We start from the raw sequence: 20,273 nt of genomic DNA, 5'->3' as shown, positions 1-20,273 counted from the left end.
CAGCGGCTACCGCAAGAACCACGGCCGCGCTCCCAAGGGCATCCAGTCGTTCTTCGAGCCCATCATCGTCTTCATCCGCGACGAAGTAGCCAAGAAAAACATCGGCCCCAAGTACGAGCGCTACATGCCGTACCTGCTCACCGTATTCTTCTTCATCTGGTTCAACAACCTGCTCGGCCTCACGCCCGGCGCGGCCAACCTCTCCGGCAACATCGCCGTGACCATGGTTCTCGCCCTGATGACCTTGGTTATCACCCTGGCTTCGAGCAACAAATACTACTGGGCCCACATCTTCGCCACGCCCGGCGTGCCCAAGCCGCTGTTGCCCATCATGATTATTGTAGAAGTGATTGGCATTTTCACCAAGCCCTTCTCGCTCATGATTCGTCTGTTCGCCAACATCACGGCGGGCCACATCGTGGTGTTGAGCTTTATCAGCCTGGTGTTCATCTTCAAATCGTGGGCCGTAGCCCCGGTGACGCTGGCTTTCGGCCTGTTCATCAACGTGCTTGAGCTGCTGGTGGCCGTTCTGCAGGCCTTCATCTTCACGCTGCTGACGTCGATGTATATCGGTGGCGCAGTGGAAGACCACCACGATGCTGACATGCAAATGGGCTACGACGACGGCTCGGCCTCGACCCACGTTTCCCACTAATCTGACTTAACCGGCCGGATGCCTGCCATCCGACCAACTGGCTGTTTCGGCCAGACCGTGGCAATCCCCCCCCCCCCGCTGCGGGACTGACGAACTTTTTCTTTTTCCCCTTTTTCCAATTTTTATGTTGCTCTCTTTGTTTTTGCAAGCTGTCGCTATGGCGGCTAACTACGGTCCTGGTCTGGCTGTAATGGGTGCCGGTATCGGTGCTGGTCTGGTAGCTCTGGGCGTTGGCCTGGGCATTGGCCGCATCGGCGGCAGCGCCATGGATGCTATCGGCCGTCAGCCGGAAGCTTCGGGCAAAATCCAGACGGCTATGATTATCGCCGCCGCTCTGATTGAAGGTCTGGGCCTGTTCGCAGTCGTAGTCTGCGTGCTTATCTGGACGAAACTCGTTTAGTGCTGGCCGGGCTTCGGGCCCGGAAGTAGTTGGAAGCCCGCCGCCCGCTGCTGCAATACGCAGTTGGCGCGGCGGGCTTACCTGCTCCTAATCTGAGTACTTGATTAGTCGACATTTCTTTAAAATACCATATCAATGCTGCCAGCTTTTTTATCCCCTGAACTCGGCCTGATTTTCTGGCAACTGGTCATTTTCCTGCTGGTCTTGTTCCTGCTGGGGAAATTTGCCTGGAAGCCGATTCTGCTCGCCCTCAAGGAGCGTGAAGACAACATCGAAGGTGCGCTGCGCATGGCCGACCAGGCCAAAATCGAGATGCAGCAGCTCAAAGCCGGCAACGAAAAGTTGCTGACCGAAGCCCGTCTCGAGCGCGACCGCATGATGCAGGAAGCCACCCAAATGGCCAACCAGCACCGCGAAGCCGAAAAGGCCCGCGCCACCGCCGAAGCCAACACCATCATCCAGCAAGCCCGCGAAGCCATCCAGCAGGAGAAAAACGCGGCCCTGGCCGAAGTGAAAAATACCGCCGCCAAGCTGTCGCTCGACATCGCCGAGCGCATCCTGCGCCGCGAGCTCGCCGACCCCGCCGCCCAAACACAGTTGGTCGATTCTTACCTGAAAGACGTGAAACTGAACTAGTTTCTGTCATGCTGACGAAGGAAGCATCTTATCACCGCTGCCACCGTCAGAATTAGTAAATACCCGAGCGATGCGAGCATGATAAGATGCTTCGCAAGCTCAGCATGACAACTACAATAACCAACCAATGGCTGACCAACGAGTAGCGGCCCGCTACGCCAAGTCGCTCCTCGACTTGGGCAAGGAGATGGGCACCCTGAGCGCAGTGAAAGCGGACATGGACCTGCTGAGCAAGACCATGGCCGAAAGCCGCGACCTGCGCCTGTTGCTGCGCAACCCGATTGTGAAGCACGACAAGAAGCTGGCTATTCTGAATGCCATCTTCAAAGGCAAGGTGTCGGACATGACGCTGCGCTTCTTCACTATCCTCACCGAGAAAAACCGCGAGTCGGCTATCGAAGGCATTGGGCCGGAGTTTCTGGCGCAGTACAACGTGATGCAGGGCGTACAGTCGGCTCAGGTGACGTCGGCCACGCCGCTCACGCCCGCTTCGCGTGCTGAGATTCAGGCGCTGGTAACCAAGCAAACCGGTCTTACCGAGGTGCAGCTCACCGAGAAAGTGGACCCTGAACTCATCGGCGGCTTCGTGCTGCGGGTGGGCGACAACCAGATTGACGATTCCGTGCGGACCAGCCTTCGCAAGCTGCGCACTTCGCTGCAAGAAAATTCTTACCAACAAAAACTGTAGGGTATAGGTGAAGTAGGGATGGGGAGTACGCTCCCGTCGTCCCCGCCCCATATCCCTTGTTCCCTATACCTTATTCCCTCCAAAAATGGCAGAAGTACGTCCGGATGAAGTCTCCGCAATCCTGCGGCAGCAACTGTCCAATTTCAAGTCCGAAGCCGAGCTCGAAGAAGTCGGCACCGTATTGCAAGTGGGCGACGGCGTGGCCCGCATCTACGGTCTGAGCAAAGCCCAGGCCGGCGAGCTGATTGAGTTTGAAAATGGTCTGCAAGGCCTCGTGCTCAACCTGGAAGAAGACAACGTGGGTGCCGTAATGCTGGGCGACTACTCGGAAATCCGGGAAGGCGCCACGGTGAAGCGCACCAACAAAATCGCCTCTATCAAAGTGGGCGAGGGCATTGTGGGCCGTGTGGTAAACACGCTGGGCCAGCCCATCGACGGCCGTGGCCCCATCGCTGGCGAGCTGTACGAGATGCCCCTGGAGCGCAAGGCTCCCGGCGTAATCTTCCGTCAGCCCGTGACCGAGCCGATGCAAACCGGCATCAAGTCGATTGACGCCATGATTCCGATTGGCCGTGGCCAGCGCGAACTGATTATCGGTGACCGTCAGACCGGCAAGTCGGCCGTGGCCATCGATACCATCATCAACCAGCGCGAATTCTTCGAAGCCGGCAAGCCCGTATTCTGCATCTACGTGGCCATCGGCCAGAAAGCTTCTACGGTAGCTCAGGTAGTGCAGGCCCTCACTAAGGGCGGCGCGATGGACTACACCGTGGTAGTAGCCGCTTCGGCTTCCGACCCGGCTCCGCTGCAATTCTACGCGCCTTTCACGGGTGCTGCTATTGGTGAATTCTTCCGCGACACGGGTCGTCCCGCCCTCGTGGTTTATGATGACTTGTCGAAGCAGGCCGTGGCTTACCGCGAGGTGTCGCTGCTGCTCCGTCGTCCTCCGGGCCGCGAGGCTTACCCCGGCGACGTATTCTACCTGCACAGCCGTTTGCTGGAGCGGGCCGCTAAAATCAACGCTTCGGACGAAATCGCCCGCGAGATGAACGACCTGCCGGATAGCATCAAGCATCTGGTGAAAGGCGGCGGTTCGCTGACCGCTCTGCCCCTGATTGAGACGCAGGCTGGTGATGTATCGGCGTACATCCCGACCAACGTGATTTCGATTACGGACGGCCAGATTTTCCTCGAGACCAACCTGTTCAACTCGGGTGTTCGCCCGGCCATCAACGTGGGTATCTCGGTATCGCGCGTGGGTGGTAACGCTCAGATTAAGTCGATGAAGAAAGTGGCTGGTACGCTGAAACTCGACCAGGCCCAGTTCCGTGAACTGGAAGCCTTCGCCAAGTTCGGCTCCGACCTCGACGCCTCGACCAAGCTCACCATCGAGCGCGGCCGTCGCAACCTCGAAATCCTGAAGCAGCCCCAGTACTCGCCCGTGAAGGTGGAGGACCAGGTGGCCATCATCTACGCCGCCACTAACGGCCTGCTCGACACCGTGCCCGTGAACCGCGTGCGTGAGTTCGAAAAGGAGTTCGGCCAGGTGATGAACTCGCGCTACCCCGACGTGCTGAAGGCCCTGAAAGCCGGCAAGCTGGAGGACGCTGGCACGAAGGCCATCCGCGAGGTAGCCAAAGACGTTTCGGCGAACTACGCAGTTAAGTAAATTATGAATTATGAGTTATGAATTATGAGTTGTTCGGATAACGGGCGCTCATAATTCATAGCATCAACTCATAATTCATAATTCATAACTCATAATTAAAAACAAGTGGCAAGCTTAAAAGAAGTCCGTAACCGCATTCAGTCGGTGAGCAGCACGCAGCAGATTACCAAAGCCATGAAAATGGTGGCGGCGGCCAAGCTGCGTCGGGCCCAGGACAACATCGTGCGGATGCGGCCCTACGCCCAGCGCCTGAATGCCATCCTGACCAACCTGACCCGCAACGCCGACGATGACATCGTGAGCGACTACGGCGTGGCCCGCGAGGTGCGCAAGGTGCTGGTCATTGCCATCACGTCGGACCGTGGTCTGGCCGGTGCCTTCAACACCAACGTGTTCAAGGGCGTGAACGCGGCTATTGCTTCGCGTTATTCCAACCTGCCGACGGCCAACATCTCGGTGATGGCCATTGGCAAGAAGGCGCACGACTACTACGGCCGTCGTGGCCAGACGGTGGGCGACTACACGCACGTTTTCGCCAAGCTCTCGTTCGAGACGGTGCGGGCTGCTGCTGAGGTAGCAATGGACGGTTTCCGCAACGGCATTTATGACGAGGTGGTGATGGTTTATAACGAGTTCCGCAACGTGGCCACGCAGATTATCCGGACCCAGCAGCTGTTGCCGCTGGTGCAGGAAGAAGCGCCCGCCACGGCCAAGGTGGAGTCGAACGTGGATTACCTGTTCGAGCCTTCGAAAGAGGAAATCGTGCAGACGCTGATTCCGCAGTCCATCAAGATTCAGCTTTATAAAGCTGTTCTGGAAAGTAACGCTTCGGAGCACGGTGCCCGCATGACGGCTATGGACAAAGCTACCGACAACGCCGGTGAGCTGCTCAAGGCCCTCAAGCTGACCTACAACCGGACGCGTCAGGCGGCCATCACGACCGAGATTCTCGAAATCGTGGGTGGTGCTGAGGCGCTGGCGGCCGGCTAGGCTGGTTTCGATTTTACGAAGTAGAAAGGCCCGTTTCCGAGAGGAGGCGGGCCTTTTTGTGTGCGGTGTAGGGCCGGCTGCTTCGGGCGCATTTATGAGCGGCGAAGAGGGGTGTCGCAGAGTATCTTTGATAAAGGCTATCAATTGTCTACATCTTATTTGCTTATGAAGAACTTCTTACGCGCTTGCTTTCAGTCCTTGGTTTGGGCAACTGTTATCTTGATTTCGTTGCTGGGAGGCGCGGAAACTGCGTGGGCGGGTGCGGGCGTGGGCTCTCCCCTCAGCGAGGTGCTGAACCCGGACGGCACGGTGCGCGCCGGCACACGCGGCTCGTTCGATGCCAGCGGCTATGCGCTGGAGACGGCCCCCGACGGCCGGCCCGCGTTTCGGCCGGTGGCGGTGCGGGGAGTTGCGGGCGTGGGCGATGCGAATTGGTCGAACGCGTTTGGGGCCTACGGGGCTAACGCGGACGTGCTGGCCCTGGCCGTGTATGGCCCCAATCTTTACGTGGGCGGCAGTTTCACGACCATCGGCGGCATCAGCGCGAAGTACGTGGCCAAGTGGAACGGCTCGGTGTGGAGTGCGCTGGGCAGTGGCATCGGCAGCGGCAATTTCGTGCGGGCCCTGGCCGTGGATGGCAGCGGCAACGTGTACGCGGGCGGCAGTTTCTTCTCGGCAGGAGGAATAACGACCTCCAACGTGGCCAAGTGGAACGGCACGACGTGGAGCGCGCTGGGGGCGGGCACATTTGTGAATAGCGACGTGTACGCGCTGGCGCTGGATGGCAGCGGCAACCTCTACATGGGCGGCTACTTCACGATGATAGACAACGTGACTGTGAACCGGGTGGCCAAATGGAACGGCACGACCTGGAGCGCGCTGGGCACCGGCACGGACGCGGTGGTGCGGACGCTGGCCGTGGACGGCAGCGGCAACGTGTACGCGGGCGGCGACTTTGCCACGGCCGGGGGCGGCGCGGCCAGCCGCGTAGCCAAGTGGAACGGCTCGGCCTGGAGCGCCCTTGGTGCGGGCACCAACGGCACCGTGAAAGCGCTGGCCGTGGATGGCAGCGGCAACCTCTACGTCGGCGGCGGGTTCCAGACGGCGGGCGGGGCCACGGCCTTCAATATTGCCCGGTGGAACGGCTCCGCGTGGAGCACCGTGGGGCCGGGGCTCACGAGCGACGTGTATGCGCTGGCCCTGGACGGTAGCGGCAACCTATACGCCGGGGGCCTGTTCTCCAACATCTCGGCCGGGGCCGTGGTCAACCACGTGGCCCGGTGGAACGGGACGGCCTGGGCTGGGCTGGGCGCGGGCGTGAGCGCCACCGGCACCGTTTCGGCCCTGGCCCTGGCAAACAATGCGGTGTACGCGGGCGGCGTGTTTGGCACGGCCGGCAGCACCGTAGCCAACAACGTGGCGCAGTGGACCGTGAGCACCAGCACTTGGGCGCAGTTGGGCAACCCGCCCGGCAACGGCATCAGCGACTACGTGTACGCACTGGCGGCCGATGGCAACGGCAACCTGTACGTGGGCGGGGCCTTCACCGCTGCGGGCGGCGTGGCCGCCAACTACGTGGCCCGCTGGAACGGCACCACCTGGAGCGCCCTGGGCGCGGGCTTGAATTACATTGTGAACGCGCTGGCGGTGGACGGCAGCGGCAACGTGTACGCGAGCGGCAGCTTCACGACGGCCGGCAGCGTGGCCGCCAACCGCGTGGCCAAGTGGAACGGCACGGCCTGGAGCGCCCTCGGCACGGGCATCAACAGCGCGGCGGCTACGCTGGTAGTAGACGGCAGCGGCAACCTGTACGCGGGCGGGGCCTTCGCCACGGCGGGAGGCGTGGCGGTGGGCAACGTGGCCAAGTGGAACGGCACGGCCTGGAGTGCGCTGGGCACCGGCACCAACGGCGTGGTGCGGGGGCTGGCCGTGGATGGCAGCGGCAACGTGTACGCGGGCGGCGACTTTACCACGGCCGGGGGCAGCGCGGCCAGCCGCGTAGCCAAGTGGAACGGCGCGGCCTGGAGTGCCCTGGGCACCGGAATGAACTCCACCGTTTATACCCTGGCCGTGGACGGTGGCGGCAACCTGTACGCGGGCGGCGTGTTTGGCACGGCCGGCGGCACCGCCGCCAGCAACGTGGCCCGCTGGAACGGCACGGCCTGGAGTGCCCTCGGCGCGGGCACCGATGGCACGGTGCTGAGCCTGGTGCTGGATGGCGGTGGCAACCTGAATGCCGGGGGCTTTTTCACCTATGCCGGCAGCACGGCCAGCAACCGCGTAGCCCGGTGGAACGGCACGGCCTGGAGCCCCCTGGGCACCGGCACCAACGGCAGCGTGTACGCGCTGGCCAGCATCAGCACGGGGCTGTACGTGGGCGGCTTGTTTACGGCAGTGGGCGACGGCAGCAAGTTTATGTCGGGCATTGGCTACTACTCCAATACGCCGCTGGCCGCCCTTTCGGCCGCGGCGCTGCCGGGGCCGAGCGTATTCCCCAACCCGGCCCACGGCACTGCCACCGTGCGCCTGCCCGCCGTGCCGGGCAGCACCACCGCCACCCTCACCCTGCTGGATGCCCTGGGCCGCCCGGTGAGGACGCAGCAGCTGGCGTTGCCCGCCACCGGAGCCACGGCCGAGGTGCCGCTGGCGGGCCTCGCCCCGGGCCTCTACCAGTTGCTGATGCAGGCCGGTGGCCGGCAAGCCAGCCGGGCGCTGATGGTGGAATAGCCGGGACCGCTGCTACTCAAGGTCCACAAGCGGCCCCGCAGCCGCCTGCGGCCGGCGGTCCTCACGGCCGGGATGTTCGAAATCAGGGCGCTGGCAACTGGCTAACCGGTGTTCTGTTGCGTGCATACTCCTGGGCTGAAAGGCTTCGGATAGCAAGAGGGGACACCCGGTAATCTTCAGCTAACACGGGACAAAGCCGAAGGCAGTGGCGAGGGCTTTGGTTATCTGGAAGCCGGCGGCTATATCTTTAGCCGCCGGCTTCCGGTGTTCATTCCTTTCCCGGTTGCTATGTCTCTTACGGTTCTACTCGTTTCTTGCTTTGGCCGCCGCCTGGGGCTGCTTTTACTGACTTGTGTGGTGCTGGCGGGGCCGGCCTGGGCGGAGGGACCGACGGCGCTCAGCACCATTCTGAACCCCGATGGCACGGTGCGGGCGGGGGCGCAGGGCTCGTTCGATGCCAAAGGGTATGAGGTGGGGACGGCCCCCGATGGCCGCCCAGCCTTCCGGCCGCTGGCGGCCCGCCGGGTGCGGGGCACGCGCGGTGCCGGCGATGCGGGCTGGTCGGATGGGTTTGGCCTGAATGGCATCAATGGCACGGTGTATGCGCTGGCGGTGGCCGGCAATACCTTATATGCCGGGGGCTACTTTGCCACGGCCGGCGGGGTGGCCACCACCAACGTGGCGAAATGGGACGGCACCGCCTGGGCTGCGTTGGGCACAGGCATCGGGACCATCTTCTCGGACTATGTGTATGCCCTGGCAGTTGATGCCAGCGGCAACCTCTACGCCGGCGGCTCTTTCAGCCGGGCCGGGGGCGTGGCGGCCAGCCGGGTAGCCAAGTGGGACGGCTTGGCCTGGAGTGCGATGGGCACCGGCTTCAACGGCTCGGTAGATGCGCTGACGGTAGATAGCAACGGCAGTGTGTATGCGGGCGGCAGCTTCAACACCAGCTTCAGCATCGGCAACGTGTCGCGGTGGAACGGCACGGCTTGGACCAGCACCAACGGCGGCTTCAATGGCATGGTGTATGCCCTGACGGCCGACGGTAACGGCAACGTGTACGCGGGCGGTTCTTTTAGCACGGCGGGCAGCGTGACGGCCAACCGCGTGGCCCGCTGGAACGGCACGGCCTGGAGTGCCCTGGGCACGGGCATCGGCACCAGCACCGGCAGCGGCATTGTGTATGCGCTGGCGTTCGACCGCGGCAGCAACAGCCTCTACGCGGGGGGTAACTTCGGGGCGGCCGGTGGCGCGCCGGCCAACTGCGTGGCCCGCTGGAACGGCACGGCCTGGGGTGCCCTGGGCACGGGCATCACCAACCCCAGCGGCTCGGTGATGGTGAATGCCCTGGCGGTGGATGCCCGTGGCCACGTGTATGCCAGCGGCACCTTCAGCATGGCCGGTACGGCAGCGGCCAACGCCGTTGCGCATTGGGATGGAGCCACCTGGACTGCCCTGGACGCGGGCCTCAGCGGGCCGGTGCCTACCAACCGTCCGGCCACCAACATCCCCGTGTACGGCAGTGCCCTGGCGGTAGCGGCCAATGGCGACTTGTACGCGGGCGGTGACTTCATGATGGCGGGGAGCTTGGTGGCGCACAACGTGGCCCGCTGGTCGGCCACGGGCGCGGGCTGGAGCCGGCTGGGCAGCCTGGTGAATGCCGGGGGCACCAACCAGAAGGGCGACATCTTCGCCCTGGCCCTGGACACCAACGGCGACCTCTACGCCGCCGGCAGCTTCGCCGCCATCGGCGATGTGGCCGCCATGAACATTGCCAAGTGGAACGGCACGACCTGGGAGCCGCTGGGCACCGGGCTGGGCTTCAGCGCCAACACCTACACCCGGGTGAGTCATCTGGCGCTCGACGGCCTGGGCAACCTCTACGCTGTCGGCGATTTCTTCGTGGCGGGCGGGGTGCCCGTGACCCGCATTGCCAAGTGGGATGGCATAGCCTGGAGTGCCCTGGATGCCGGCCTCAACAGCAGCGTGACGGGCCTGGCTACCAACGGGGCTGGCACGATTTACGCGGCCGGCTACTTCACGCAGGCCGGAAGCGTGCCCGCCGCCGGCATTGCCCGCTGGGATGGCAATGCCTGGAGCGCGGTGGGCACGGGCATCCCCCGGCCCGGTGCGGCGTCGTCAGTAGCGGCCGATGCCAGCGGCAACGTGTACGTGGGCGGCACCTTCTCCTTCCCCGCTGCGGGTGGGGGCACCATTACCAATATAGCCAAGTGGAACGGCACCGCCTGGAGTGCGCTGGGCACCGGTACCAACGGCATGGTGTCGCGCATAGCTGTGGCCCCCAACGGCACCTTGTATGCCAGCGGCACCTTCACGGCGGTAGGTGGCCAGCCGGCCCCGAGCGGGGTGGGCCGGTGGGATGGCACGGCCTGGACCGGGCTGCCGTTGCCGCCCGACCCCATCGCCACTACCTTCGGGCTGGCCGTGGATGGCAGCGGCAACGTGTACGTGGGGCGGGGCTTTGGGCAGGGCTACGGCGGCACGGCGGCCGGGGCCGTCACCAAATGGAACGGCACGGCCTGGACCTCCCTGGGCACCGGCACCTCGGGTTCGGTATCGGCGCTGGCCCCCACGGCTGCCGGCGTTTACGTGGGCGGCGGGTTCTGGACGGTGGGCGATGGCAGCAAGGTGATGAACAACCTGGGCTATTTTAGCAGCCCGGCGGTGCCCTTCCTCACGGCCATCAGCCCGGGCAGCGGGGCGGTGGGCAGCACCCTCACCCTCACGGGCACCGGCCTGACGGGCGCGGTCGTCACCTTCAGCGGCACGAGCAACAACACGGTACGCACCGGCTTTGCCGTGAACGCGGCGGGCACCCAGCTCACCGGCCTGGTGGTGCCGGCCGGGGCCGTGAGCGGCCCGGTGATGGTGACCACGCCCGGCGGCAACAGTGCGGCGGTGAGCTTCACGGTGACCACCGCCACGGCGGCGGCGGCCCCGGTGGCCCCCGGCGGGTTCCAGGTGTTTCCCAACCCTGCGCGGGCCTCGGCCACCGTGCGGCTGCCGGCCGTGGCCGCCACGCCCGAGGCCACGCTCACCCTGCTGGATGCCCTGGGCCGCCCCGTACTGGTGCGGCGGGTGCGCCTGGGGGCCGCCCTCACCACCACCGAAATCCCGCTGGCCGGGCTGGCGGCCGGCAGCTACCGGGTGCGGGTGCAGGCCGGGGCCTTGCAAAGCAGCCAGGTGCTGGTGGTGGAGTAGCGAGCCGCCGCGCCGCTACGGCGCAGGGCCTTTGGGCTGCTGCCGGAGCGCCCCCACCGGCGGGCGCGGTGGGTGAGCCGCCCGCCCGTTGCGCTCCGGGGTGGGGGCGGCCCCGCGATGCCACCGGCCGGGCAATTGCCCGCCGCGCACACAATGAAACCGGCCCGCTTCCGTTGGAGGCGGGCCGGTTGCGTATAGCTGGGGCCAACACCAGGGGCCGTTGTGGAGTAGGAGGGGGGCGCGGCCGGCAGGGAGGCCTGGATGCACAAAGCCCTTGGGCCAACCAACAGCTGCCCCTGCCCGGCGCCCTTCCGCGCCGCTATCCTGGCCGCGCCGGCCCGCTTTATCCTGCCTTATCACCTAATTATCCCCGCTATGAGAAGCATCGTGTTATCGCCCCGCATGGCCCTGCTGGCCGTGCCAGCCCTGCTGGAGCTGCTGGGACCGGTGGCCCACGCCCAAGCCCTGGCCCCGCTGGCCGAGGTGAGCGTGTACCCCAACCCGGCCCACATCCGGGCCACGGTGCAGGTGCCGGCGGTGCCGGGGGCCGATACGGCCACCGTGACGCTTACCGATGGCCAGGGCACTACCGTATTCGAGCAGCCCGTGAGCCTGACCACGGCCGGCGGCACGGCCGAGGTGCCGCTGCTGGGCCGCGTGCCCGGCCTCTACCGCGTGCAGGTGCGGGCCGGCACCGAGCGCGTGGCCCGCGCCCTGACAGTGGAGTAGGCGCCGGCGATGGCCGGCCGCCCGGTTCCGGGGCGGGCGTAACTTTGGGCCCCGGCTGCGCTACCGTAAGGTGCAGGCCGGGGTGCTGCCATCTTCTTTCCTCTTGCTATCGTGTTGACTCGCTACCTTCTGCCGGCCAGTGCCGGGGCGGCCCTGCTGCTGCTGGCTTCGCTGGCCTCGGCCCAAGCCCCTGTTCTCATCAACCTTACGCCGGCGGCCAATGCGGTGGCCGCGCCCCGCAGCGGCGGGGTGGTGGCCAGCTTCAGCCAGCCGCTCACGCCCGCTTCGGCCACGGCGCTCAAGGTGTTCAGCAGCCAGCGCGGGGGCTTGCGGGGCGGGGGGGCGGCCACGGTGGTGGGGGCTAATCTGGGCTTCTTCCCGATGGCCTACGACTTCCGGCCCGGCGAGACGGTGCAGCTAACCGTGACCCGCGCTGCGGCCAGTGCGGGCGGGGCGCTGGCCACGGCGCGGGTGCAGCAGTTCACCACGGCGGTGGGGGGCACAGGCACGGGCAGCTTCGCGCCGGGCACGGAGGTGGCGGTGGGCGCGCAGCCCAACAGCCTGGTGGTGGGCGACGTGGACAACGACGGCGACCTCGACCTGCTGACCGGCAACCGGGGCGCGGCCACCGTGAGCGTGCGCCTCAACAACGGCCGGGGCACTTACGCGGCTGGCTTCGAGGTGGCCGTGGCCGCCAACGTGCGCGGCCTGCTGCTGGGCGACGTGGACGGCGATGGCGACCTGGACCTGCTGGCGGCCAACGACACGGGCAACACCGTGAGCATCCGGCTCAACAACGGCAGCGGCACCTTTGGCCCCGGCCCCGAGGTGCCCGCCGGCTTTAGCCCGCAGGGCCTGGCCCTGGGCGACCTCGACGGCGACGGCGACCTGGACCTGGTGGCAACCAATCGCGACGTGGACTCGGTGAGCGTGCGCCTGAACAATGGCTTGGGCGACTTCAAGCTCCGCCGGGGCGTGCTGGTGGGCGATGGCCCCCAGGCCCTGGCCCTGGGCGACGTGGACGGCGACGGCGACCTGGACCTGGTGACCACCAACCTGCTGGCCAGCACCGCCAGCGTGCGCTTCAACAACGGTAGCGGCACCTTCGCGGGCGGGCAGGAGGTGCCCACCGGGGGGCAGCCCCTGGGCCTGGCCCTGGGCGATGTGGACGGCGACGGCGACCTGGACCTGCTGGCCGTGAGCTACCTCTTCAACGGCATAGTGAGCGTGCGGATGAACAACGGCAGCGGGCAGTTTTCGGGAACCCAGAGCGTGGCCGTGGATAGCTACCCTCCCACGGTGGTGCTGGGCGACGTGGACCACGACGGCGACCTCGACCTGCTCACGGCCAACTCGGGCAACAGCACGGCCAGCGTGCGCCTCAACAACGGCAACGGCATCTTCTCAGGCGGCTCCGATGTGGCCGTGGGCAATGCCACCACGGCCCCCAGCACCCCCTACGCCGTGGCCCTGGCCGACGTGGACGGCGACCTCGACCTGGACCTGCTCACGGCCAACGCCACCACGGCGGGCACCGTGAGCGTGCGCCTAAACGGGGGCAGCGGCCCGCTGGCCACGGCCCCCGGCCGCGCCCCCGCCACCCTCACGGCTTACCCCAACCCTGCTACCGGCCGGGTGACGCTCGTGCTGCCGCCCGCCGCCGCCACCGCTGAGTTGCATGATGCCCTGGGCCGCGTAGTGCGCACTGCGCCCGCCACCAACGGCGCTGCCCTGTTGGATGTGGGCGGCCTGGCCCCCGGCCTCTACGTGGTGCGCGCCGCCGGGCAGGCCGCCCGCCTGCTGGTGGAGTAGCCCCGCAACCACCCGGCCTGCCGACTGGCAGGGGACGACCCCGCACTCTGCGGCAGTTCCCGATTCGGACCGTAGCGGACAATAAGCCACTCCACCAGTGTCACAAAGCACTAAGCCGCTACTTCGTGGAAATTAATTCTCCCCAAACTTTTGCGGTGCTGGCGCGGCGTGCTGCATTTGGTTTCCGGCTCCGGCGAGCCCGGCTGAGGCCTTGAGGCTGAAGCTTTCAGCCGGCCGGCTGTCCTTTCCCGCTCTACCCGCGCCGTGTTTGCCTTGCCCTCTCGTTGTTTCAGCGTGGCCGTCCTGTATGGGCAGGAGCGGGGCCTGTCCGGGGGCATTCGCCCATCCCTCCCTCATTTCAGGTCGACTACTTACGACAACCGGTTAACCGGACGGCGCATCGGGTTAACTGTTTTGACGATGAGGCCGCCCTGCTTTCCACCGGCCTCAGCCTGGGCAAAATCCCCGAGCGCCACACCACCCTGGAGACGCCCACCAGGTTCCAGCTCGTGGACGGCCCCCAGCCGGGCACGCTCTGCGCCAAAGCCAAATGCCCACCCCACGCCGTGGCCATGAAGTACCTCTACACCCTCGATGCCAACCTGCTCGACATTGAATGATACGTGGTGGTAGTGCGCGACGGCGACGCCCTCATCAGCCAGTGCAAAAGCACCGACAAGGTGTACTGCAAAGTGGCCGCCGTGGGCGGCGACACCGACCAGCAGCCTTTCCCCGACGTGTTGAGCCGCATCGTAGCAGTAGGGGCGGCACCAGGCGGCGGCCGATGTAGGAGCGCAACATCCTGCGTATCGTCGTTCGCGCCGCGTAAGTGTCGGCCTGCGCAAGTCGTTCAACGACAAAACGCAAGCAGGCGTCTCTACTTTCCTGTCTGCCGCCTCCATCCGCCGCCGTCCCCCCCGGGGTGGCGGCGGTTTTGATGTCCGGGCCGGGCCGGGGCATCGCATCAACATGCGATACCGACGCATTGCCCAAGGCCCTAGCTTTGTGGGATTATTCAGTTTCAACGAATTTGTTGGCCGTCGTCCCGCAGGGGAAGGGGGTGGCTGCTTCCCTTTATTCCGCTGCGCGTATGCTGCTCTTTACCCTGTTCTCCTGTTGCGCGGCCCGCGCGGCCCACGTTGCCCGCCCGGCCCGGCTGGGCGGTTTCCTGCTGCTGGCCTTGCTGCTGGCGGGCCCCGCCCGGGCCCAGACCAGCTCCTTCGCGTTAACCGGCGCCCCCCAAACCTACGTGGTGCCGGCGGGAGCCAGCCAGCTGCAGGTAGTTGCCACTGGAGCGTACAACGGCGCCGTGGTGCGCGCTACCGTGGCCGCCACGCCCGGCGAAACGCTCACCGTGATGGTGGGCGGCCAGGGCGTTACTAACAGCGTGGGCAGCGGCGGCGGCGGGGCCACTTTCCGTGGCTACAACGGCGGCGGCGCTTCGCCCGACGGCGGCCGGGGCGGCGGGGCTACCGACCTGCGCCGCAGCGGCACCAGCACCGGCGACTACCTGACGTCGCGCAATGCGCTGCTGGTGGCGGGCGGCGGCGGCAGCGGCGGCAATGCCGGCCCCGTGGCTCGTAGCAGCTTCGCCATCCAGAACACTTCTGGCAACGGCGGTGCCGGCGGCACCCCCAACGGCGGCAACGGGACGGGCGCGGCCGGCTACATCGGCACGGGAGCCTCGCAAACGGCGGTGGGCGCCTCGGCCAGCGGAGCGGCCAGCAACAACGTGGGCGGCGCCGGCAATACCTACGGCGGCAACGGCGGCGGCGGCTACTACGGCGGGGGCAGTGGCAAAAGCACCATCTCTACCAGTCCCTACAACTGCGGCGGCGGCGGCGGCGGCTCGTCGTGGGTGATGGCCAGCGGCACCGCCATCAGCTACGCCACGAGCGGGGCATTCGGCGACGGGTCCCTGACCATCACGCCCATCATCACCTACACGGCCGCACCGGTCGTGACCGCGCCGGCCAACAGCGGCACGGTTGCGACGGCCACGCCCACCTACAGCGGCACGGCCGCCGCCAGCAGCACCGTCGTGGTCTACGTCGACGGCGCGTCCATCGGCAGCACCACGGCCAGTGCGGGCGGCAGCTGGTCGTTGGTACAGCCCACGGCGCTGGCTTCGGGCAGCCACACGGTGTACGCCACGGCCCAAGGCAGCGGCCTGGCCGTGAGCGCCAGCTCGGGCACCAACACCTTCACGGTGGTCCTGACGCCCACCATCACCAGCTTCACGCCCACCAGCGGGCCGGTGGGCACCGCCGTCACCATCACGGGCAGCAACCTGGGCAGCGCCAGCAACGTGCGCTTCAACGGCACGGCCCAGACCACCTTCACCAGCAACACCCCCACGCAAATCGTGCTGAACGTGCCGGCCGGGGCCACCACCGGCACGCTCACCGCGACCACGCCCGCCGGCACCAGCGCGGCCAGCAGCCAGACGTTTACGGTGGTGCCGCCCCCCACAATCACGAGCGTGAGCCCGGCATCCGAGCTGCCCGGTAAGGTGGTGACCATTACGGGCACGGGCTTCGCGGCCGGCAGCACGGTGAGCTTCGGGGGCACGGGGGCCGGCGTGACGTACGTATCGGCCACCCAGCTCACGGCCACCGTGCCCGCCGCCCTGGCCGAGGGCAGTGCCCCGGTAAGCGTAACGACGAGCGGCAGCACCAGTACTGCTCAGTCCTTCAGCGTGCTGGCCGTGTACAACGGGGGTACGCTGGGGGCCTGCGCGGCGGCCGTGCCGGCCACGGCCAGCCTGAACGACGGGGCCTGGCACTACCTGTTCAGCGGCACGGGCCAGGTGGTGGCCGCCTACAGCTACACCGGCGCCAGCCTGGGCAATCTGGCCATCGACGTGCTGCGGGCCGATGCCGCCCAGCCCGTGCGCAAAGACCCCCGCAACCACTATTACCTGGACCGCAACTGGCACCTGACGGCCAGCGCCGGCCCGTTCGCCGGGCGCAGCGTGAGCCTGCGCCTCTACGGCCTGGCCAGCGAGCAGGCCCGCCTGCAGGCAGCCGATGCCGCCGCCACGCTGGCAGGCCTGAAAGCCACCCAGTACAGCGGCCCCAACGAGGACTGCGCCCTGGCCAACGACGTGGCCGCCGCCGAGCACCGCACCTTGGCCGCCCCGGCCACGCAGCCGGCCGGCACGGCCTACTTCGTGGCCGAGCTTACCGTGGCCGACCATTTCTCGGAGTTCTACCTCACCGGCAGCGCCACGCCCCTTCCGGTGGAGCTGACGCAGTTCACGGCCACGGCCAGCGGCCCCAGCGCCGTGCGGCTGGCCTGGGCCACGGCCTCGGAGAAAAACAGCCAGCAGTTTGAGGTGGAGCGCAGCCTGGACGGCACGCGCTTCGAGCGCCTCGCCACGGTTGCAGCGGCCGGCAACAGCAGCAGCGCCCGCGCCTACGAGCACACGGATACCCAAGTCCCCAAGACCCCCAGTCCTCAGGACCCTATCTACTACCGCCTGCGGCAGGTCGATGCCGACGGCACGTTCAGCTACTCGCCCGTGCGGGCCGTGGGCCTGACCGGCGCGGCCGAAGGCCTGAGCCTGTATCCCAACCCGGCCCCTGCGGGTACGGCCACCCTCAAGGGCGTGCAGCCCGGCACGGTGGTCACGGTGTTTGATGCACTGGGCCGCGAGGTGGCATCGGCTCCGGCCGATGCGGCGGGCACGGCCGCAATCAAGCTGCCGGCCGGCCGGCCGGCTGGCATGTACGTGGTGCGCGCCGGGAGCAAGGCCCTGCGCCTCACGGTAGAGTAAAGGCCGGCCGGGCTCATCGAAAGGCCGTTGCACCACCCGGGGCGGCGGCTTTTTTGCGCCCGGCCGGGGTGGGGCAGGAGGGTGGGCTGGTACCTTTGCCGGGATACTCACTTTTGAGTTTTAATTCCGGGCCGCCCGCGCACTGCTGCGGCCCGTGCCTTACGCCGGGACGTGGCACTCTCGCTTTCTGCATGATGCATTCTTACTCTTTGGCCCCGCGAGGGGCGCAACCCCGCCGGCTGCTGGGCCTGGTGCTGGGGCTGCTGGTGGCCCTGCTGCCGGTAGCGGCCCGGGCGCAGGCCGTGGCGGCCGGCGGTAGCACCTCTTTCAGCATTCATGCCGACGGCACGCTGTGGGGCAGCGGCTACAATGGCAACGGCCAGCTGGGCGATGGCGGGGCTCCGCAGGCCCGTACGCTGCCGGTGCGCATTGGCACCCAGCGCTGGCAGACCGTGGCCTCGGGCAGCTTCTTCACCCAGGCCATTCGCTCCGACGGCAGCCTCTGGGCCTGGGGCCGCAACGACCGGGGCGAGCTGGGCGACGGCACCAGCTTCAACCGGGCGGCCCCCGTGCGCGTGGGCACCGCCACCAACTGGCGCAGCCTGGCCGTGGGGGCCAACCACACTCTGGCCCTGCGGGCCGATGGCACCCTATGGACCTGGGGCCGCAACGACTTCGGCCAGCTCGGCGACGGCACCACCAACGGCAACGTGAACCCCAACCCCGTGCAGGTGGGCACCGAAACCACCTGGCGCAGCATCGCCGCCGGCCAGTACCACAGCCTGGCCGTGAAAGCCGACGGCACCCTCTGGGCCTGGGGCCAGAACGGCGACAGCCAGCTCGGCGACGGCAGCACCACCACCCGTCCCAGCCCCACCCAAATCGGCCTGCTCACCACCTGGCGCAGCGTGGCGGCCGGCCCCTTTGCCCTGCACGGTGTGGCCATCCGCACCGATGGCACCCTCTGGGCCTGGGGCCGCAACGTGAACAACCAGCTGGGCGACGGCACCACCACCGTGCGCCGCAGCCCCGTGCAGATTGGCAGCGCCACCACCTGGAAGCAGGCCGTGGTGGGCCCCACCTACACCGTGGCCCTGCGCACCGACGGCACCCTCTGGGGCTGGGGCAACAACGACTACGGCCAGCTGGGCGACGGTAGCACCACCAACCAGCCCACCCCCACCCAGATGGGCTCCGTGACCACCTGGCAGGCCCTGGCCACCGGCAACTACCAAACCCTGGCCCTGCGCACCGACAACTCGGTGTGGGCCTTCGGCTGGAACTCCGACGGCCAGCTCGGCAGCCCCGACGCGCCCAACCCGCTCCACGCCACGCCCACCCAGGTGGGCACCGCCCTCGACTGGGCCACCGCCGCCGTGGGCAGCGACTTCACCACGGCCACCAAAACCACCGGCGAGCTGCTGAGTTGGGGCGAGAACATCAGCGGCCAGCTGGGCCAGGGCAGCGCCCTGAAAATGATTCTGCCCGTGCCCGCCCCGGTAGCCGGCGCGGCCACCTGGCAGCGCAGCAGCGTGGGCCTGCGGCACGGCGCGGCCATCCGCACCGATGGCAGCCTCTGGGCCTGGGGCCAGAATGGTTTCGGCCAGACCGGCCAGAACACGGCCTTCAACAACCCGCCCGTGTCCACGCCCGTGCCGGTGAGCGCCGGCAGCACCTGGCAAAGCCTGAGCGCCGGCCAGGAGTTCACGCTGGCCATCCGGGCCGATGGCACGCTCTGGGCCTGGGGCCTGAACACCAGCGGCCAGCTCGGCGACGGCACCCTCACCACTCGCCTCGCTCCCGTGCAGGTGGGCACCGATGCCAACTGGCTGCAAGTGAGCGCCGGGGTAGGCTTCGCCCTGGGTCTGCGCACCGACGGCACCCTCTGGGCCTGGGGCACCAACGGCAACGGCCAGTTGGGCGACGGCACCACCACGCAGCGCCTGGCCCCGGTGCCCATCGGGGCCGCCGTCTGGCAGCAGGTGGCCGCTGGCTCGGCCCACGCCGTCGCCATCCGGGCCGATGGTACGCTCTGGGCCTGGGGCTATAATGGCAACGGCCAGCTGGGCGACGGCACCACCACCCAGCGTCTGGCCCCGGTGCCCATCGGGGCGGCCACCTGGCAGCAGGTGGCCGCCGGCAGCAACCAGACCTTCGGCCTGCGCCCCGACGGCAGCCTGTGGAGCAGCGGCTCCAACACCAGCGGCCAGCTCGGCGACGGCACCACTACTCAGCGCACCACGTTTGCCCGCGTGGGCGCGGCCACCTGGCAGAGCGTGGCCACCGGGGCCACCGCCGTACACACCATCGCCGTGCAGGCCGATGGCAGCCTCTGGGCCTGGGGCCTCAACAACTACGGCCAGACGGGCCTGCCCATCACCGCGCCCGCGCCGGTGCAGGTATCCCCGGCCCAGGCCGCCCTACCCGTGGAGCTGACGGCCTTCACCGCCACCGCCGACGGCCCCACCGCCGTGCGCCTGGCCTGGGCCACGGCCTCGGAGAAAGATAGCAAAGCCTTTGAGGTGGAGCGCAGCACCGATGGGCACGTCTTCGGCATCATCGGCACGGTGGCGGCGGCCGGCAGCAGCAGCGCCCCGCGCCGCTACGAGCTGCTGGACACTCAGCCACTCAGCCGCTCCGTTACTCTTTACTACCGCTTGAAGCAGGTGGACGTGGATGGCACGTTCAGCTACTCGCCCGTGCGCACCGTGGCCCTAACCGGTGCGGCGGCCGGCCTGGCCCTCTACCCCAACCCCGCCCACGGCGGCGCGGCCACGCTCACGGGCACCCTCCCCGGTGCGGTGGTGACGGTGCTCGACGCCCTGGGCCGCCAGGTGACGGCCGCCCCGGCCGATGCCGCCGGCACCGCTACGCTGCCACTGCCGGCCGGCCTCGCGCCGGGCGTGTACGTGGTCCGGGCCGGCACCCAGGCCCTGCGCCTCGCGGTGGAGTAGCATTTCCCCGCCC

The 20,273-nt window shown here is 67.5% G+C and carries 13 protein-coding genes; all 13 read left to right on the top strand.

All coding sequences use genetic code 11. The features are described from left to right. Positions 1–655: F0F1 ATP synthase subunit A (atpB, locus tag AAFH49_RS06955; protein ID WP_342296864.1), on the top strand; the 655-nt coding region annotated here is incomplete at its 5' end. A gap of 124 nt (positions 656–779) precedes the next feature. Beyond that, positions 780–1,055, top strand: coding sequence for an ATP synthase F0 subunit C (atpE, locus tag AAFH49_RS06950; protein ID WP_168671467.1), 276 nt, complete (start codon positions 780–782; stop codon positions 1,053–1,055). Positions 1,056–1,190: 135 nt separating this feature from the next. Then, positions 1,191–1,691 (top strand): F0F1 ATP synthase subunit B, encoded by a 501-nt coding sequence (gene atpF, locus AAFH49_RS06945; RefSeq protein WP_342296862.1) that lies wholly within the window; start codon positions 1,191–1,193, stop codon positions 1,689–1,691. Between the two features lie 127 nt (positions 1,692–1,818). Continuing rightward, complete coding sequence (gene atpH, locus AAFH49_RS06940) at positions 1,819–2,379, top strand: ATP synthase F1 subunit delta (protein ID WP_342296861.1); 561 nt, start codon at positions 1,819–1,821, stop codon at positions 2,377–2,379. A gap of 85 nt (positions 2,380–2,464) precedes the next feature. Next, positions 2,465–4,048, top strand: coding sequence for a F0F1 ATP synthase subunit alpha (atpA, locus tag AAFH49_RS06935; protein ID WP_342296859.1), 1,584 nt, complete (start codon positions 2,465–2,467; stop codon positions 4,046–4,048). A gap of 105 nt (positions 4,049–4,153) precedes the next feature. Next, positions 4,154–5,038 (top strand): ATP synthase F1 subunit gamma, encoded by an 885-nt coding sequence (atpG, locus tag AAFH49_RS06930; RefSeq protein ID WP_342296857.1) that lies wholly within the window; start codon positions 4,154–4,156, stop codon positions 5,036–5,038. A gap of 165 nt (positions 5,039–5,203) precedes the next feature. Continuing rightward, positions 5,204–7,765, top strand: a complete 2,562-nt coding sequence (locus tag AAFH49_RS06925) for an SBBP repeat-containing protein (RefSeq protein ID WP_342296855.1) — start codon at positions 5,204–5,206, stop codon at positions 7,763–7,765. 288 nt (positions 7,766–8,053) lie between these two features. Continuing rightward, the gene (locus AAFH49_RS06920; protein WP_342296853.1) at positions 8,054–10,987 is read left to right on the top strand and encodes a beta strand repeat-containing protein; all 2,934 of its coding nucleotides are present in this window, start codon (positions 8,054–8,056) and stop codon (positions 10,985–10,987) included. Positions 10,988–11,362: 375 nt separating this feature from the next. Further along, positions 11,363–11,716 carry a T9SS type A sorting domain-containing protein gene (locus AAFH49_RS06915; protein WP_342296851.1) on the top strand — a complete coding sequence of 118 codons (354 nt, stop codon included), beginning with the start codon at positions 11,363–11,365 and terminating at the stop codon, positions 11,714–11,716. A 111-nt stretch (positions 11,717–11,827) separates the two neighbouring features. Then, positions 11,828–13,528: a T9SS type A sorting domain-containing protein gene (locus tag AAFH49_RS06910; RefSeq protein ID WP_342296850.1), complete on the top strand. Its 1,701-nt coding sequence runs from the start codon at positions 11,828–11,830 to the stop codon at positions 13,526–13,528. A 284-nt stretch (positions 13,529–13,812) separates the two neighbouring features. Next, positions 13,813–14,148 (top strand): hypothetical protein, encoded by a 336-nt coding sequence (locus AAFH49_RS06905; RefSeq protein ID WP_342296849.1) that lies wholly within the window; start codon positions 13,813–13,815, stop codon positions 14,146–14,148. 470 nt (positions 14,149–14,618) lie between these two features. Further along, complete coding sequence (locus tag AAFH49_RS06900) at positions 14,619–17,306, top strand: IPT/TIG domain-containing protein (RefSeq protein WP_342296848.1); 2,688 nt, start codon at positions 14,619–14,621, stop codon at positions 17,304–17,306. 191 nt (positions 17,307–17,497) lie between these two features. Then, a complete protein-coding gene (locus AAFH49_RS06895) occupies positions 17,498–20,260 on the top strand; it encodes an RCC1 domain-containing protein (RefSeq protein WP_342296847.1) in 2,763 nt (920 codons plus the stop codon). The last annotated feature ends 13 nt before the right edge of the window (positions 20,261–20,273 follow it).

It is taken from the genome of Hymenobacter segetis (assembly GCF_038448715.1).
GTDB lineage: Bacteria > Bacteroidota > Bacteroidia > Cytophagales > Hymenobacteraceae > Hymenobacter > Hymenobacter segetis.
Note: the sequence above shows the minus strand (reverse complement) of the source record. Positions and strands in the feature narration are given on the sequence as shown.